This window comes from Pseudomonas khavaziana (assembly GCF_036704165.1).
Lineage (GTDB): Bacteria > Pseudomonadota > Gammaproteobacteria > Pseudomonadales > Pseudomonadaceae > Aquipseudomonas > Aquipseudomonas khavaziana.
In genome coordinates this window covers 2,053,191-2,070,633 of the sequence record NZ_CP129946.1, presented here as the reverse complement: position 1 = coordinate 2,070,633, position 17,443 = coordinate 2,053,191, and the positions used below count along the sequence as shown (strand labels likewise).

The window sequence follows — 17,443 nt, the reverse complement described above, 5'->3', positions numbered from 1 at the left end:
CTACCACTTAAGAAAAAGATGGATTACACCTTGGTAAAAACGTATTTCTTTATAGGCACCAAGCGTACACGACAACTTCAAAAAATTACCCAGCGCTTCTTTCTTTCTAACGCTAGCAATATTTCTAAAACGTGTACATTCAAGTGCTGTGATCGCTGACGTATATTCCGGGCACTCACAGTAGTCCTGCAGAATTTTCATTTGGTGCTCATACATCAAATCTAGCTGCTTGAGGGTGTTCTCGGCGTGCTGCCGATATTCCGCAACCAACTCAGGAAGCGCTTGCAGATACCCGTTCGTGGCACTCGTCAACTTCAACCACATATCCCAATCCTCAACACGCGTATTGGTATTGAAACCGCCTACGCTGCGTAAGGTATCAAGCCTGAGCATGCCTGCGGCCGCCGGCACCTGCGCTTTAAGCATGATAACGTCACGAAAACTATACCTTCCAGACCCGATACGCGTGCTAGTACGGCGACTCTCATCGTCTATTAGGTAAATCGAACCAAACGCAGCTACGCAGTCTGGCTGACTTTCTAGATATTGAATCAGAAACTCAGTTTTTTCAGGCAGGATGCAGTCATCCGACGCCAATGCTGAAAAATACTTACCCTGGGACCATTCAAGAGCCGTATTTAGAGTCGTTGATAACCCTTGATTTTCTTGAGCTATATAGGTGAATCGTACAAATCGTTGCTCACAAAGCGGCAAAAGATCTTGAATGAAGCTTCTTGATAGGTCAGAAGACCCATCATCGATGATGATCAGCTCAATATTTGCATAGCTCTGATTTATGACACTTCTAATGCTTCTTTCTACAAATTTCTGATGATTATAAACAGGAATACACATACTAACTAACGGTCCAGCGCTTTCCTTTTCAAGCAACATGCGAAACTCCCAAATACCGTTCAAATACGAAGCAATACATCACAATCAAATAAATTAAATAATTCACTGCGTGCGCGATGGCAACGCCTTCAAAACCAAATACATTGAGAAAAATAATAGTGAGCAGATAGAAACTCAGCGAAAAGACAATCTCTGTAATTACGTAAAGCTTCACCAGAGGTTTGCTTAACATGATATAAGCCAGCAACCAACCGCAAGTTTTAAACAAGTCCCCTACCAACTGCCAAAAAAACAAATCACGCATTGGAGTAAATTTTTCGGTAAACAGCAGAGCGATGATAAGATCACGCAATACAAAAACGACTAGGCCACCTAATATTACTAGAGGAACGAGTAACTTAAGGCCAGAAAGCACTTCTCGCTTTAGTATAGCCTTGTTATTTTCAGCTGAAAGCCGCGGCAGGAAATAAACACTCAAGGTCGTGGTAATCAGTAAAAGATAAGCAGCGCTCAATCGCCACATCGCCTCCCAATACCCCGCTTCCACCCAACTCAAATTTTCTCCCAAATAGTTACGCACCAGAATATGACTGATCGGTACGCATAAGGCAGACGTCAACGCCATTAGCGTGTATTTAGCTAAATTCGCAGAGGTAGCATAATCAACTTTGCCGAACAGAAATTTGAATTTGAACCATGTCAAGCGGAAGCAAAATATTAAAGTAGCCAAGAAGCTCAGCGATTGATAAATGGCCAACCCAACCAGCGCACCATACAAACCAAGCTTCATCGCAAGCAGCGCTGTTACAATGAGCGAGAATAGGCTACCTGATATATTCGCTAAAACGTATCTGACAATTTCCCGTTTGCCGTTCAATATAGCTAGCAATAAGGAGTTTAACGAAAAAAACACTAAGGCTAATGAAAACCACACAAATACACCGGCAAAGCTGGCATCTTTGAGAAACCAAAGTGCCAGCTCTTCCGAGAAGATCAGAATCAAAATACTCAGAAAAATCGAAGCGCTGACGGAGATCGTGCCTGCGGTACGCCAAACAACTCTCTGTTTTTCTGAATCCGATTCATATTCAGCAGTGTATTTAGTAACTCCTGTGTTAATAGCGCCACTTGCGAATGTCGTTATCATTTGGACAGCATTTTGAAACTGCCCAACCGCTGCATACCCAGCAGGACCGACGTAAACTGCTAGTACTTTATTAATACCCAGCAGCGCTATCATCTTGATAAGTACCGCAACGCCATTCAGCAAACTGGTTCGTATAAGGTTCATTTCATCGATCGCTGAAGGAAAAGCTATTACACGCTTTGATAACAGCGTTGACGTCAGCCATTGTCATCGTCGGGCCGATAGGCAGGCTCAGGACCTGCTGATGAATCAACTCAGAGACTGGAAAACTTTTCTCATTCAACTGAGGGTAAGCGCTCTGTTTGTGTGGCGGAATAGGATAGTGAATTAAGGTCTGCACACCATACGCGGTCAAATGCTGCTGCAGCTCATCACGCTTATTGCTCCGAATGACGAATAAATGCCATACATGCGAATCGAAAACCTCGGCATCGACAGACGCCGATAACGGCAATTCAATATGAGGGTTCTTTATATTCTTCAGATAAGTATTTGCAATGGCCTTACGTTGTTGCGTGTGCTGATCAAGATAGCGGAGTTTCACGCCTAGCATCGCCGCCTGTATTTCATCCAACCGACTGTTAACGCCTTGGTACAAATTCTTATAACGTTCATGAGAACCATAATTGCGTAAAGCTCGTAACGTGTCTACCAGTTCAGCATCATTGCTGGTAATCGCACCACCATCACCAAGCGCTCCCAGGTTCTTCCCAGGATAGAAGCTAAAACCCGATGCATTACCCCAATTTCCAGCCTTGCGCCCTTGAATACTCGCACCATGAGCTTGTGCAGAGTCTTCAAGGAGCAATAAATTATGCTCTTGGGCAATGGTAAGAATCGCCGGCATATCAGCCAGCTGTCCATATAAATGAACGGCAATAATCGCTTTGGTTTTTGGAGTAATAGACTTCAAAATATGCTCGGGGCATAGGTTGAATGTCTGAGGGTTCGGTTCAACCAATACCGGAACTAGACGATTTTCTGTAATAGCCAAAATACTAGCAATATAGGTATTAGCCGGGACAAGGACTTCATCACCCTCTTTCAGCTTACCCAGCTCTTTCCACGCGCGCAGGGTCAGGATCAGTGCATCGAGACCGTTTGCTACCCCAACACAATATTTAGTACCACAGTATTCCGCAAAGGCCGACTCGAAGTCTTGCAACTCGTTACCGGCAATGTACCAGCCGGAGTCGATAACTCGCTTACAAGCCGCGAGTAGCTCCCCACTCATTTCGGAATTCACAGACTTCAAATCGAGAAAACTGATCATTTATAACTCCATTCGGTAGAAATCATGCACAACGGCTCGCGCACCAAAACCTTCTTTTTGCGAAACAAGCCCTTCATTGAGCACCTGGCCGCCATCTTCCGTAGAAATACCGAAGCTAAAATATTGTCGGTTAACGTACACATCGCTGATTAAATTATTCAAAACAAAATCCAAAGCACCTACTTGCCTGCCCACATCACTGGCTGCCAAATATTGAGTATGCACGATGTGTCCAAAATCAAAAACCATCGCAGCAGCCAACAGTTGACCTTCCAGCACAGCACCGAAGACCTTTATACTCTCTGGGAAGCGTGACATTAAAAGTTCAATTTCGGACAGCGAATGAACAGGCTTAGAGTCGAAGCGTTCCAATACTTTAGACAGAAGCGCATGAAAATCGGCAGTGCTCACCGAAGAACTGAACGTGACAGCATTTTTCTCGGCTTTCTTTATGACACACTTTCTAGAGTCAGAGAGCTTAGGCGCCCGAGCAATCTCTATCACTGACGAAACATCACGACGAAACAACTTCGCATTATTCCTGAACAACGCGTAAAGATCCTCTTCTGCGGGATAGCGCGTAAATACAGAGGGGATGCACTTGTATACCAGATCCACGGCACCGAGATCTTTATAGTGTGCCTTTAGTGCATCAAATATATCCAGCATTGCTTTGCAACCAACATCTTTCAGAAAAATAATACCGGCGTAGGTCAGGCCAGAGTGACTGAAAATCGTCGCTTCAATAATATTTGCTGGAAAAATCGCGACCACACGATTTTTCTTATAGATCAACACCGACACATCATTGAAACGAGCTTCATGATAGCGAAAGTACTGAGTCAAGTGGATAAAGTTACCATTCTTTGAATGCTCGACTACGTAATCCCAATCTTTACTCAGAGAGGCATCGTATCTCTTCAGTTCATACATCTGGCTTATTGCCTATATTGATTTCCATTACACATAGCCCATCCAAATGACCGGCCATTTCAAACCCTACTTTCTGATAAAGCTTTATCGCGCGAATATTATTAGGGCTAACCTTGAGAAATACGGATGACACACCGATGGAAAGCGCAAAGGCAAAGATCTCCGTTATTATCGATTGACCGAGACCTTTCCCCCACAATTCTTTTTCGCCAAGATAACCCCAGTACTCCGCACGCTGATCGATAATGTTCTTGAGACCTGCGGCGCCCACTTTTCGACCGAAATACTCTAAACCGAAGATCCTATAGTCCTCCCTATCTTCCAGTGAATTGAAAAAACCAATTTGCTGTTCATCCGTGAAGCTGGGCGTTTGCGTTAACTCTTTGATTTCAGGATCACGAAGCCACTTCCCGCTTAAAGCGAGATACTCTTCATTATAAGCGACCAGTTTGATCATGGCCTTATTCACTTATCAACTTACAAAATTCTGTATAATCTCTAATATAATCACTTTCTTCATAAGGTTCACTAGCGAGAACCAGAAGTACGCAATTTTCGCTAAAATCGTGCATTTCTCGCCAAGTAAGACCCTCAATTAAAATCCCCTTGGTGGGGCAATCGAGGACAACTTCTTCCCTGCTACGGCCATCGTCCAGCACCATCCTGCACTGACCAGCCATGCAAATTGCTACTTGCTTAAGATTATGGTGCGCGTGAAAGCCACGACTGACACCTTCGCCGGTATGGTAAATATAGTAGACCCGCTTAATTTCGAAAGGGATCAACTTCCCCTGTTCAATAGAGACCAAGCTACCTCGGTGGTCACCAAGTTTTTGAAATTCAATCCACTTAACTAGACTCACGCTGCCCCTCCATGCCATATCAGTGATAACGTAGTACACGTACTTCAGGTCCAACGCCGCGCTAAGCTTTACGTTACTTCTACTGATTGACCTATTGCTTGCCGGTCAAGCTCTGCAGTCGAAGATGCTTATTGCCAGACAAGTCTTCATCAGCGCCCTGTCGGTCGTAGATCTATTCGATCATGACCGTCCTGCCTCGGCAAGAACCATAGGCTACCGGGAGGCTCAGACATCATCCACTGGCCAACGTGCAGAAAACCTGAAAGCACTAATGCAGCCCCCTCGCCGCTCCCTGCTTGAAGCCCTCGCTCTAGCCTGGAAACACCAAACTTCCTTGCTGAACATACAGATAGCGGGTAAAAAACTGAGATTACTTTTTTGGACAGCGATTCTATCACTTGGATGGCACCAAGACATCCCTGGCTGGAGCACTTTCTTATGCCCCAATCCTGAACGCCGACGATTCGCTTTACTGTGGGGGCTGCTCAAGGCAATGCTCCTCTTGCAGGTGTCCGCCCTACGACTGCGAAGAAGCATTGAACAGACACAAAAAAACCCGCCGTAGCGGGTTCTATTTCTATTTCAATGTCATTCCTGACGGTGCTTGAGAGCCGTAAAACTTCAGCTCACCGTCCTGCCACCACGCTGCAAAATTTTCACCAATACCTCCTGGTTCAACCGCCTGGGTGGTATCTACAGCAAAAGGTTGACCTTGACTCGATACGGAAGGCAACGACAGAAAGCCCATAATGACGCAGCCTTTTGGAGAAACACCCGGCGCAGCATTGCGTCGTTCGAGTACCACAGACCCCAGCGACCAATCACCCGTCTGTTCAACGAATACGTTTTTAACGCGAACGTAGTCAACATCCGTGATCAGTACCGCCGAGTCTCCACAATCACCGTAAACGCCGTCAATTTCGACGTCATAGCTGCCGACGCCAAAAATATCCACTAGTTGACCCGTTACATTATCGCCAACGTTGTCAATGAATTTGTTGTTACCGTAGGACGTGACAAGCTCATAGCAGTCTTCTGGAGCGCCATCCACCCAACACTCTTTGATTGTCAGACCAGACGTCTCCCAAAATTCGCAGACTTCATTTCCTGCACTTTCCGAACCCTCGGTTTTCTGAAAGAAGCACTGCAACACCGTCACATCCGTCGTCCGGCGCCATTCAAAAAGGCGACGGTCCGCGACGTTGCCTTCGAAAGCGCAATGTTCAAATATGCATTTATCCGCGCCGTTACCGTACACAGCAGTTTGCGTTACTCCCGGAGTATAGGTAAAGCGCACATTTTTGAAGTGACTGTTTTTGATCATATTAGGCAGCTGGCTGTAAATGTTACCGCCGGGCTTCATATAGTTGAGATCACCAATGCCAACTGCACAGCCGGAAATCAAGGTATCCCGCACGACGCCGTACTCGATCGTCCAGCCGTTACCGACATGCCAGTGAAAATGGCTGGATGTAAATGCACAACGATCAACTTCAACCTTAAATTCGCCCGCCCCGTAAGCATAGAAAACACCATTGGTTGAGGAACTCTTCGCAATACCCGACACGATGCAGTCCGTCAGCTTGACATTCTTACCTGCAGTACCGGCCCCAAAGAAACAATAATTCGATACACCTGCGATCTCGCAGCCATACATCTCCAGCGATCCGGAAGTGAGGTAGGCAAGCAGCTCATCAGCAGCGCCGTCAGCGCCCTGGAACTTGCAACGCTCAAATACAACCGGCGTACCGAAACCAACCAGATTAATTATTGACGAGCCATTGGAAGATCCCGATGCAAGTACATTATAAAAACGCACATGGTAGGTCGCCGATGGATCATTGAGAACAAAGCCTGGCTTACCACTAGCGAAGGTAATATCTTTATCTCTTATAATGTAGGGGTCTGACTGAGTGCCCGTCCCGCTGTACGCGAGTGCGGAAGCCGCCGCTTCAGAGTTAATCGTTACCTCAGCAGCTGTGGTGCGAATATCAGACGTCACACCAACTTCAGATAGGTTAGCTGGCCCTGGCTTGATCCAACCTTGGATACCGGCATTGCGGCGTACTGCCTCTGCCTTGAACATTGCTTGCACCCGTACCCCCTCGACAGAGATATCATCCAGCGAAGCGCTATTTTCGTTATTGGAAGTCATAGTTACCCTCTAAATTACCCAATCAAGTGGGCTATCAATTTCCAAGCCAGGTTGACGCGGTTACCGCGTAATCTGGCCTTTTAATACCACGTGGCATAATTTTGCCTTAACCGCTTCGCAACGCTCTTCACCATTCCAGCGATCCCAATGGCTTGCATACATGATATGCACAAACGCATTAAAAATCAATGCATTTATGCATACCCAAAAATGGGCTAGTCCAGGTACCCGAGCTCTCGCCCTCCAGGCCCCCTGAGCAACACGCTTTGAGCCGCCCTCGCGCGCAAAAAAAAGACCAATCAGAGACTGGTCTTTTCGTTCAAGCTTGATGCCGTATTTCAGCTCAAGGCTCTAGTCGACGCTGTTGGTAAATCCAGTCGACAATTTCACCGTCTGGCGCGTAGCCACTGACTGTATCGCGGAGTAATTTACGCACTTGACTGTAATCATCTTGATCTACCGCTGCCAGCAACTCGGCCAGCTTAGCCTTGAGTACATCCCAAGGCAGGTGATCTTCATTGGCGCTCATAATCATCGGATGCGGGGTGGCAACAACGTTATCCCCTATCAGCAACTCTTCATACAGCTTTTCGCCAGGACGCAAACCGGAAAACTCAATAGATATATCTCCATGAGGGTTCTTGTCCGAACGAACACTGAGCCCGGAGAGGTGGATCATTTTCTCAGCTAGCTCAACAATTCTCACCGGCTCACCCATGTCCAACACAAACACATCGCCCCCAAGCCCCATAGAGCCCGCTTGGATCACTAACTGTGCGGCCTCCGGAATGGTCATGAAATAACGTGTAATCTTTGGATGGGTCACGGTCAATGGCCCCCCGGATTTGATCTGCTTGTGGAACAACGGGATAACCGATCCTGAAGAGCCCAGTACATTTCCGAAGCGCACCATTGTGAAGCGTGTTTTGTTGACGTGGGATACGTTTGATTTATCCCCAAACAGCACCGGCGCTGGTTCACGGCTGAGCGCCTGCAACGTGAGTTCTGCTAGGCGTTTAGTGCTACCCATGACATTGGTGGGGCGAACAGCCTTGTCAGTCGAGATAAGCACAAAGTTTGCTACGCCAGATTGAAGCGCCGCTTGCGCAGTATTCAAAGTACCGATCACATTATTTAGTACGCCTTCGGCGATATTGTGTTCGACCATCGGTACATGTTTATACGCTGCTGCATGGTAAACCGTGTTGACTCGCCATGTTCTCATAACATCCAGTAATTTTGACTGGCTGCGCACCGAACCAAGTATGGGCAGTAATTTTACGGGCAAAGACTCTCGCGTTATCCGCTGCTCCAGCTCAGAAAGAATGCTGTAGAGGTTGTACTCGCTATGCTCGAATAACAGCAACGTTGTAGGACATAGTGAAAGTATTTGCCGGCACAACTCAGAGCCGATCGATCCGCCGGCACCCGTCACGAGAACGCATTGCCCCTTTATGCAATGCTCGAGCAATTCACCCTGTGCGGGTACTGCATCGCGACCCAGCAGGTCGGCAATATCGACTTCCTGAATATCATCGACTTTGACTCGTCCGCTGGCCAGATCCATGAAGCCCGGAACACTGCGTACATGGAGCGGAAAACCCTCTAAAAACCCCAGTATTTCACGCCGACGCCCACGATTAGACGACGGTATCGCTAGCAGTATTTCTTGAGCGCCCGTAGCATCGATCATGCGCTGGATATTCTTAGGCTTATAAACCTGCAGGCCGGAAATGACTCGATCGGAGATACTTGAATCATCATCAATGAACGCGACAGGACGCATCAATCGCCCCATGCGCAAAGCCGCAACCAATTGATTGCCGGCGGCACCAGCGCCATATATTGCTACGCGCGGCAAGCCATCTTCACGACTGGTGAAAGGCACATGCTGAGCAGCGGCAAACCAGTCGCCAAGGAAATACTGGCGCATCGCTAAACGCAATCCACCCACCATGATGAGGCTGAGCCACCAATAATTGAAGACAATGGAGCGCGGGACCACATTCTGATGGTTACTGTACCAATAGACGACCACCCCCAAGATCAGGGACGAGAGGCTTACAGCCTTGATTATCGCTATCAAGGCATCATTACCAAAATAGCGCATAACAGCGCGGTACATCCCGAAGCGGATAAATAACGGAATAGCTACGACAGGTGCACTGAGAAACAGCCATCGATGCTCGCTGAAGGGATTGATCATTTCGTCTACACCCAAGCGAACGACGAAAGCCATCCATAGCGCCAGCCACACAAGGACGACGTCGGTCATCACCTGCAGAATCCGTTTCTTACGGCGAGGAAGACCCAGCAAATATGTCCGTATCGTATCCATAAACCCTTTAAACACCTCTTGGAGCGCCTGACGCAACATTCACTCTGTAATAATCATTTAAACATTTTGCGCGAATGCCGACCTTAAAACTAAGCGTTTTTTTCCAACGCGCCTGCGCGGTACTTTAGCGCCAACAGTATCAGTGGTGCATAGGCGATTAACAAACCTAACGGACCATTGAGCCCCAGCAGTGCTACGCAAAGCGCTAGAGGCACCAACCAGAGTAAGTTAATCATCAATACCGACAGGGTGACCGGCAAGTGTGCTCCGACTTGGCGCGAGGCAAATTGATAAGCGTGGCTACGATGGGCCTCGTATACCTTGTCTCCACGAGCAAGCCGTCGGGCCAACGTAAATGTCGCGTCGACAATAAAGACGCCCAGCAAAATCAGCCATACCCAAAGTAAAACCGCAGAGTGCCAAGCCGCATGCAGCGATAACAGGCCAATGATAATACCCAGAAAGCCACTCCCAGCATCCCCCATGAATATCTTTGCCGGAGGAAAATTCCAGTACAAGAATCCGATAACTGCCATGCTCAGGATCAGCGGCAACCAGATAAGGTCTTGATAGCCTGCCAACCAGTAGACCAGGCAGGCTCCTAGGCATGCACAAACGGCCTCCACGCTTGCGAGTCCGTCAATTCCGTCCATGAAGTTGTAGAGATTGAGCATCCACACTAGATAAAAAACCGCGAGGACATGTCCTATTGGCCCGAGGTCGATACTGCCTCCCACGAAGCTGACCGGCGCAAGGCCATTGAGCCAAAAAAGCGCCCAGGCGGCGGCGCTGAAATGTCCCAGCAAACGCCATCTAGCAGCAATATGCCCGTGGTCGTCGAGAAACCCAAGCAGTGCAGTTACCGCCCCCGCGCCCAGTAGCGCCCACATCACCGATAACGTGATTTGGTTACCTGCCCATAACAACGGCAAAGCAATCAGGAATCCAACAACGATGGCCACCCCCCCCCCTCTCGGGGTAGGCACAGAATGAGAACTACGCGCATTCGGAATGTCGATTAAACTGCGGGTCAAAGCGTAGTAGCGCAAACACCATGTAAGAACGAGTGCCAGGATTGCAACGCACGGTGCAAGCCATAGTAAATCTTTCATCAACAGCTCCAAATACCGTCCCATCTAAGGACTACTTCGATTTCAGGCTTTCCTGGAAACTTCTGGCCGTTTTGCTCAGGGCCTGCGCAACGGTCAAGGGAGGCGTCCACCCCAACAAACTCCGGGTTTTGCTTATGTCGACCTGTAAGGATCCGCACAAGCGGCGCGCAACATCTTTACGTCCTAGTAGAGCGGCTCCACTGAGCAACAACCAAGCAGGTACTGGAATCAATCGCACCGGGGTTTCCAACGCCTCGCCCATGCGTTTGAGCAACTCAGTGGTGGACATGTCGTCATCGTCGCTGACCAGAAACGTTTGATTGGCGGCGGCAGCGTGGTCCAGGCAAGTCACAACCAGATCAACCAGGTTATCCAGGGCGACCAAACTGCGCTGGTTGGGAATCGCACCCAAGGGTAGTGGCACGCCTTTGTTCAACCAACTCATCATGCTGCGGAAATTGGCTTTGACCCCAGGTCCGTAAACCAGAACAGGGCGGATAATGACGATTTCCATCCCGGTCGCGCTGCCCAGCAACATGAGCCGCTGCTCTGCTTCCATTTTAGATATACCATAGGCATCCACGGGCGCGGGCATGTCATCCGCAGTGTAGGGTTTGCCGGGGACTGTCACCTCCCCATTCACCTTGATGGAGCTGATAAATATAAAGCGCTTGACGCCGGACCGGGCGGCTGATTCAGCAAGCTTCAACGTGCCGGCGACGTTTACGCTTCGATACTCGGACAACGGATCACTGGAAGCATCGGACATTATGTGTACCCGCGCAGCGCAGTGGACCAGGACGTCGACCCCCTCCAGAGGCAGGTCGCCCTCAAGCAGAAAGTCTTCTCCCACCTGCACTGCCACTGCGTTGCCCGGAAGCTTCACCCCCACGCGCCGTACAAGCGCCCTGATCTCCACGCCTGCCTGAGCTGCGAGACGTTCCAATACTGCACTGCCGACGAAACCAGTTGCGCCAGTAATCGCGTATGTCTTTTGCTGAGTCAAACCTTCTTCTCCAGTTGCCTGTAGACATCCAAGTGCTGGCCGACGATCTCTTCGATTGCGAATGCCCGCATCGCCAATTCGCGCCCCGCCTGACCAAACTTACGACGTAGCACGGGGTCTTCGATCAGCACCTGCAACTGACTCGCCAACGCCTGTGCGTCCCGAACTGGAACTAATAAGCCGGTCACGCCAGGTTCGATGGCGTCACGGCAGCCTGGCACATCCGTGGTGACCACCGCTCTTGCGCAGGCGGCGGCCTCAACTAAAACTTTCGGCAGGCCTTCCCGGTACGATGGCAACACCACAATATTCGCCGCGCCGAAGAGGGCAGCAATGTCTTTGCGGTAACCTAGCAATTCGACCAAACCCTCCTTGCGCCAGTCTTCAAGCTGCGCTGCCGAAACCGTTGCCGGGTTACCTGGGTCAATATCACCGATCAACTGAAAACGCGCCTCTATGCCATGCGCCCTGAGTATCCTCGCCGCCTCTACAAACTCAACTACACCTTTATCAAGCAAGAGACGCGCGGCGAGACATACCACGGGAACACCCTCTGGCTCCGGCATACTGGAGTACAGAGACAAATCGACGCCCGACCCTCTAATCATGACGACCTTAGACGCATCAAGTCCGCCTATGCCCAACAGCAAATCACGATCATCAGGGTTCTGGAAAATGGCCCGCAGGTTGCGTTTACCTAACGCCGCTTTATAAAAAGTGCTGACTACCTGACGGGTCAATGCCGCCTTCAAGCCTTTTGACAAAAACACGAAACCTAGCCCCGAAATAGCCGCTACGACGCCTTTAACCGGCGCAAGTCGAGCGGCGATCCCTCCGTACAGAACGGGCTTGATTGTGACCAAGTGCAATACGTCCGGTTTCAGCCGCCACAGCAACTTCCAAATGGCAAATATCAAACGCAGCTCCGCCATTGGATTTCGTCCGCTGCGAGATAACGGCAGCTCGTGATGCTCAAATCCTGCCTTAGTTATAATTTCAACGGCATGACCTGGCATACTCGCTACGTGGACACGGTAACCGGCGGCCTGCGCACCTTTTGCAACAGGCAGGCGGTGGGAAAGAAAAAAGCCCGGATCATTAACGATAAATAACAGCACAGGGCTCATGCTTGTTCTTCCAACCATGCTTGAAACATTAATATCGTCCATAAGTGCGGCTGCCAATTGCCGCGCCCTTCCAAATGCTCTTGCCACATTTTACGGATCGAAGCAGGGTGAAAATATCCTTCCTGATGAAGGCGCGCTTCATTAAGCAGCGATTCGGCCCATTCGCGTAATGGCCCACGCAGCCATGCACCCAACGGAATACCAAAGCCTTGTTTTGGTCGCTCAATCAATGCCTTGGGAACATGGCGATAAAGCACCTCGCGCAACAACCATTTGCCTTGGCCGTTGCGAATTTTCAGTTCTAGGGGCATGCGCCAAGCCAGTTCAACAACCCGATGGTCCAGCATCGGCACCCTCCCTTCAATACTCGCAGCCATCGCTGCGCGGTCCAGCTTGACCATAATGTCATCGGACATGTAGGTCTGTGCATCCATAGCCATCATCCAGTGCTCAAAACTGTCCGTTTCGGGCCACCGGCCGCTATCGGTGAATATGGTTTTTGGCTCTTCACCGCCAATCACCACGCTGGCGGGATCGCTCCAGTGACTATTAAGCTGCAGATAAAATTGATGCCCATCGGCGAGTGTCAGAACATTCGCCAGTTTGTGTGCCTTTTCACCTGGCGTACTTAGGTGCAAACGCTTGGGCAACAAAGGCTTGGAAACTTGGAAAAATCTATCCCAAGTAGATGGAGACACGGAGCGCAAAAGCCCGGCAGCTGCCTTGCGGGCAACAGGTGGAAGTGATTGCATTTTAGACCAAACATTTTTGGCGCTCAGATAGCGGTTGTAGCCACCGAAGAGCTCATCACCACCGTCCCCGCTCAGCACGACTTTGAGTTGCTGCCTGGCCAACTGACTGACGAGGAAAGTCGGGATCTGGGAACTGTCACTGAAAGGCTCGCAATACATTGAGGGCAATTGCGGGATTACCGCGAGGGCATCCTGAGGGCTCACATAGAGTTCCGTATGCTGCGTCCCTAAGTGCTTCGCTACGGCCTTGGCATGTACCGCTTCATCGTATCCGCCTTCATCAAAACCAATAGTAAAGGTTCGCACGGGTTGCATGCTTTGGGCTTGCATCAGCGCTACGATCGTACTGCTGTCGACGCCACCACTGAGAAAAGCACCCAACGGAACATCTGCCAACATTTGTTGACCGACGCTGGCGAGCAACTGTGCCTCCAGCAAATCTATAGCTTCGGTTGGAGTACCCGAAAACGGGTTCGCAAGCCCCTTTTTCACTGCGTCATTGAGCCGCCAGTACGCTTGAGGGGGCGTTACTTTTGCGAGCGGGATATCCGATAACGGAAGCGTGACATAGTGGCCCGGTTCAAGCTTCCCAATCCCTTTATAGATACTGTAAGGGGCAGGAATACAGTTATGTCGTAACAACAACGTCAATGCATTGCGATCAACTTCTCCCCGGAAACCTGCAAAGCCTTTAATCGCTTTGAGTTCAGAGCCAAGAAGCAGAGTGTCATCTTGCCAGCCATAGTAAAGCGGCTTCTCACCCATGCGGTCACGAGCTAACGTCAACTTCCGCTCATGCTTATCCCATAGTGCGAAGGCGAACATACCCACGCAGGCCTGTAGAGTTTTTTCTATGCCCCAACCTGCTAAGCCAGCGAGCAGTACCTCCGTGTCAGAATGACCACGCCATCCCTGTTGGGGAGCCAGTCCTTCGGTCTCAAGTTGCTGGCGAAGCTCAGCGTGATTGTAGATTTCACCGTTGAATACGATGATAAAACGTCCGACGCTGGACTGCATTGGTTGATGGCCAGCAGCCGATAGGTCGACGATCGAAAGGCGGCGGTGGCCAAGGGCCAGTCCAACTTCTTGATCCTCCCAAATGCCTCCATCGTCAGGGCCACGATGGAGTATCGCCGCATTCATGCGCGCTACAATATCCGACACGCTGCCTGTATTAACATTGAAAATACCGCTAAATCCGCACATTTAATGAGTGTCCTTACAAGAGGCCAACTGCTCAAGAATAATCTTAACCCGCGCTCGGACGCGGACAATAGTAAAGCCCCTCGCAATCTTCCTCACCAACGCCCATCCTGAAATTTCAGTAAAAAAGTACATACACTGAGGAAATATTATGCCTGTTCCTCTACTCCATTGGATCACTTCAAAAAGTTCGCATACCAAGGCATAGCAATTTCGATACCTTGTTTGATATCAAACTTCGGTTCGTAGCCCAGCAAGGTCTGTATTTTCCCGATATCGGCCTGCGAATGGCGAACATCGCCCGCACGAAATTCCCGATAGACGGGCTCTTTCTCGTAAATAATACCGCTGTTCAATAACGCCTTACGCAGGGTTGAAAAAAGTAGATTTAAATCCGTGCGACCGCTGACGGCAACGTTATAAACCTGATTACGCGCTGCAGGGTCAACCACGGTTGCGGCCAACAAATTGGCTTGGACGGTATTTTCTATAAAGCAAAAGTCCCGACTCGTCTCACCATCACCGTTGATGAAGACGTCTTCATTGTTTACCATCGAAGCTGTCCATTTTGGGATAACGGCTGCATACGCGCCTTCCGGGTCCTGTCGTTTGCCAAATACGTTGAAGTAGCGCAGACCGATTGTTTCAAACCCATAGCAGCGCGCGAAGACCTCCGCATAAAGCTCATTTACGTACTTCGTTACAGCATAAGGGGAGAGGGGTTTTCCAATAGTATCTTCTACTTTTGGCAAGCCAGGATGATCGCCGTAAGTTGAGCTACTTGCGGCATATGTAAAGCTCTTTACAGTCGCATCCCGAGAAGCCACCAACATATTCAGAAAACCGTCTATATTGGTAGCGTTGGTGGTGATAGGGTCATTCAGCGAGCGTGGTACAGAGCCCAGTGCAGCTTGGTGCAGTACATAATCAACGCCTCGGCAGGCTCGGTGACAGTCTTCCAAGTTGCGAATATCGCCTTTGATAAAGCTGAAACGTGCCCAACGCGCAGCCGAAACAGTGGTCCGCACCTCATCAAGATTACGCTGATGCCCGGTTGCAAAACTATCCAGCCCGACAACGAATTGGTCAAGGTTTAGCAAGGTCTCCAACAAATTTGAACCAATAAAGCCTGCCACTCCCGTGATCAGCCAGGTTTTTGGTGCAGCTGGAAGCGTTTGCAATAGTGTTTCGTAGCGGGTCATCAGTATTAGCTCTTTCGAAGTCGATTTAAGGGGCGATACTCAGGGCCCAAACTTTAAAGTCGGATATCTGATTCTTCACGACTCAATAAATATTTTAGGTCATAAAGGATATGCTCGGCCTTGCCAAACTTTCGAATATTGCCGGCACCAAGCTCACGAAACTCATTATGCGCCACCGCCAATACAACACCATCATAAACGCCTTGCGCTGGCGCTTTAATCGGCGTAATACCATATTCGTGTTCAGCCTCAGCAACACTAACCCAAGGGTCGTAAACATCAACCGCAATGTTGTATTCGGCAAGTTCGCGTACAATATCGACAATACGAGTGTTACGAAGATCAGGGCAGTTCTCCTTGAACGTCAGCCCCATGATCAGTACACGGGCGCCATCCACGTGTATGCGTTGCTTGAGCATAGCCTTGACCAACTGGGAAACCACATAGGCGCCCATGCCGTCATTCAGCCGACGGCCGGCCAGGATGATTTCAGGGTGGTAGCCAATAGACTGCGCTTTATGGGTCAAATAATACGGGTCAACCCCTATACAGTGCCCCCCTACAAGGCCCGGACGAAATGGCAGAAAGTTCCATTTGGTGCCGGCGGCCTGAAGTACTGCTTCAGTATCAATGCCCATCTTGTTAAAAATAATGGCCAATTCATTGATAAGTGCAATATTTAAATCACGTTGAGTATTTTCAATCACCTTGGCAGCTTCGGCCACTTTGATGCTGCTTGCTTTGTGGGTGCCGGCGGTAATTATCTGATTGTAAAGGGCATCAACCAAGTCAGCAGTTTCTGGCGTGGAGCCCGAAGTGACTTTTTTTATCGTCGTAACGCGATGCTCTTTATCCCCGGGGTTAATACGTTCCGGACTATATCCTGCATAAAAATCGACATTGAACTTCAGGCCCGAGACCCGTTCGAGAACCGGAACACAATCCTCCTCGGTTGCGCCTGGGTAAACGGTGGACTCGTAGATGACCAAATCACCTTTTTTTAGCACCTTACCGATGCTCTCAGAAGCCTTAATCAGGGGAGTCAAATCCGGCTGATTGTATTCATCAATTGGAGTCGGCACCGTTACTACGAAGGTATTGCAATTTTCCAGCTCACTCAATTCACAGCTGAAGCTCAGTAGGCTCGCTTGTTTCAATTCTTCGTCAGAAACCTCCAACGTCGCGTCGTGCCCTTCTTTCAACGCTTGGATACGAGGCTGGCTGATGTCAAACCCAACCACCGTCCGGTGCTTGCCAAACTCCACGGCAAGGGGCAAGCCAACGTAACCCAGGCCGATGATAGCGAGTTTAATATCTTCCATTTTTTGCATAATCAAAGCCTAAATAATCCAAAGAATTCAGAGTTTTCTGGGACAGCAGCCGCTACATTACATTGGCAGACTGCCACTCAGGTGTTGGTTTTCGGTCACCGACCTATCCCAGAGGCGAGCCTTACCTTCCATCCAATTGTTCGCTC

14 protein-coding genes are annotated in these 17,443 nt (G+C 49.4%); all 14 read right to left on the bottom strand.

What is annotated here, in order from left to right; translation table 11 throughout:
• Complete coding sequence (locus tag QYQ93_RS09195) at positions 1 to 894, bottom strand: glycosyltransferase family A protein (protein ID WP_338476770.1); 894 nt, start codon at positions 892 to 894, stop codon at positions 1 to 3.
• Complete coding sequence (locus tag QYQ93_RS09190; protein ID WP_338476769.1) at positions 884 to 2,146, bottom strand: O-antigen translocase; 1,263 nt, start codon at positions 2,144 to 2,146, stop codon at positions 884 to 886. Before QYQ93_RS09190 ends, QYQ93_RS09195 begins: the two co-directional genes overlap by 11 nt.
• A gap of 1 nt (position 2,147) precedes the next feature.
• On the bottom strand, positions 2,148 to 3,275 hold the full coding sequence (locus QYQ93_RS09185) for a DegT/DnrJ/EryC1/StrS family aminotransferase (RefSeq protein ID WP_338476768.1): 1,128 nt from the start codon (positions 3,273 to 3,275) through the stop codon (positions 2,148 to 2,150).
• Positions 3,276 to 4,208 (bottom strand): GNAT family N-acetyltransferase, encoded by a 933-nt coding sequence (locus QYQ93_RS09180; protein ID WP_338476767.1) that lies wholly within the window; start codon positions 4,206 to 4,208, stop codon positions 3,276 to 3,278.
• The gene (locus QYQ93_RS09175) at positions 4,201 to 4,665 is read right to left on the bottom strand and encodes a GNAT family protein (RefSeq protein WP_338476766.1); all 465 of its coding nucleotides are present in this window, start codon (positions 4,663 to 4,665) and stop codon (positions 4,201 to 4,203) included. Before QYQ93_RS09175 ends, QYQ93_RS09180 begins: the two co-directional genes overlap by 8 nt.
• A 4-nt stretch (positions 4,666 to 4,669) precedes the next feature.
• Positions 4,670 to 5,071, bottom strand: a complete 402-nt coding sequence (locus tag QYQ93_RS09170) for a sugar 3,4-ketoisomerase (RefSeq protein WP_057013419.1) — start codon at positions 5,069 to 5,071, stop codon at positions 4,670 to 4,672.
• Positions 5,072 to 5,648: 577 nt separating this feature from the next.
• On the bottom strand, positions 5,649 to 7,226 hold the full coding sequence (locus tag QYQ93_RS09165) for a hypothetical protein (protein WP_338476765.1): 1,578 nt from the start codon (positions 7,224 to 7,226) through the stop codon (positions 5,649 to 5,651).
• 343 nt (positions 7,227 to 7,569) lie between these two features.
• The gene (locus QYQ93_RS09160; protein WP_338477245.1) at positions 7,570 to 9,564 is read right to left on the bottom strand and encodes a nucleoside-diphosphate sugar epimerase/dehydratase; all 1,995 of its coding nucleotides are present in this window, start codon (positions 9,562 to 9,564) and stop codon (positions 7,570 to 7,572) included.
• An 89-nt stretch (positions 9,565 to 9,653) separates the two neighbouring features.
• The gene (locus tag QYQ93_RS09155; protein ID WP_338476764.1) at positions 9,654 to 10,676 is read right to left on the bottom strand and encodes a glycosyltransferase family 4 protein; all 1,023 of its coding nucleotides are present in this window, start codon (positions 10,674 to 10,676) and stop codon (positions 9,654 to 9,656) included.
• Between the two features lie 31 nt (positions 10,677 to 10,707).
• Positions 10,708 to 11,682: an SDR family oxidoreductase gene (locus QYQ93_RS09150; protein ID WP_338476763.1), complete on the bottom strand. Its 975-nt coding sequence runs from the start codon at positions 11,680 to 11,682 to the stop codon at positions 10,708 to 10,710.
• The gene (locus QYQ93_RS09145) at positions 11,679 to 12,809 is read right to left on the bottom strand and encodes a glycosyltransferase family 4 protein (protein ID WP_338476762.1); all 1,131 of its coding nucleotides are present in this window, start codon (positions 12,807 to 12,809) and stop codon (positions 11,679 to 11,681) included. The genes QYQ93_RS09150 and QYQ93_RS09145 overlap by 4 nt, the downstream gene beginning before the upstream one ends.
• Positions 12,806 to 14,767 carry an asparagine synthase (glutamine-hydrolyzing) gene (gene asnB, locus QYQ93_RS09140; protein WP_338476761.1) on the bottom strand — a complete coding sequence of 654 codons (1,962 nt, stop codon included), beginning with the start codon at positions 14,765 to 14,767 and terminating at the stop codon, positions 12,806 to 12,808. The genes QYQ93_RS09145 and asnB overlap by 4 nt, the downstream gene beginning before the upstream one ends.
• Before the next feature lie 173 nt (positions 14,768 to 14,940).
• Complete coding sequence (locus tag QYQ93_RS09135; protein ID WP_338476760.1) at positions 14,941 to 15,966, bottom strand: NAD-dependent epimerase/dehydratase family protein; 1,026 nt, start codon at positions 15,964 to 15,966, stop codon at positions 14,941 to 14,943.
• Positions 15,967 to 16,019: 53 nt separating this feature from the next.
• A complete protein-coding gene (gene tviB / locus QYQ93_RS09130; RefSeq protein ID WP_274358183.1) occupies positions 16,020 to 17,297 on the bottom strand; it encodes a Vi polysaccharide biosynthesis UDP-N-acetylglucosamine C-6 dehydrogenase TviB in 1,278 nt (425 codons plus the stop codon).
• Between the last annotated feature and the right edge of the window lie 146 nt (positions 17,298 to 17,443).

Coding starts and splice junctions, on each gene's coding strand:
- QYQ93_RS09195 (WP_338476770.1), bottom strand. CDS start 894: ATGTTGCTTGAAAAGGAAAGCGCTGGACCGTTAGTTAGTATGTGTATT.
- QYQ93_RS09190 (WP_338476769.1), bottom strand. CDS start 2,146: ATGAACCTTATACGAACCAGTTTGCTGAATGGCGTTGCGGTACTTATC.
- QYQ93_RS09185 (WP_338476768.1), bottom strand. CDS start 3,275: ATGATCAGTTTTCTCGATTTGAAGTCTGTGAATTCCGAAATGAGTGGG.
- QYQ93_RS09180 (WP_338476767.1), bottom strand. CDS start 4,208: ATGTATGAACTGAAGAGATACGATGCCTCTCTGAGTAAAGATTGGGAT.
- QYQ93_RS09175 (WP_338476766.1), bottom strand. CDS start 4,665: ATGATCAAACTGGTCGCTTATAATGAAGAGTATCTCGCTTTAAGCGGG.
- QYQ93_RS09165 (WP_338476765.1), bottom strand. CDS start 7,226: ATGACTTCCAATAACGAAAATAGCGCTTCGCTGGATGATATCTCTGTC.
- QYQ93_RS09160 (WP_338477245.1), bottom strand. CDS start 9,564: ATGGATACGATACGGACATATTTGCTGGGTCTTCCTCGCCGTAAGAAA.
- QYQ93_RS09155 (WP_338476764.1), bottom strand. CDS start 10,676: ATGAAAGATTTACTATGGCTTGCACCGTGCGTTGCAATCCTGGCACTC.
- QYQ93_RS09145 (WP_338476762.1), bottom strand. CDS start 12,809: ATGAGCCCTGTGCTGTTATTTATCGTTAATGATCCGGGCTTTTTTCTT.
- asnB (WP_338476761.1), bottom strand. CDS start 14,767: ATGTGCGGATTTAGCGGTATTTTCAATGTTAATACAGGCAGCGTGTCG.
- QYQ93_RS09135 (WP_338476760.1), bottom strand. CDS start 15,966: ATGACCCGCTACGAAACACTATTGCAAACGCTTCCAGCTGCACCAAAA.
- tviB (WP_274358183.1), bottom strand. CDS start 17,297: ATGCAAAAAATGGAAGATATTAAACTCGCTATCATCGGCCTGGGTTAC.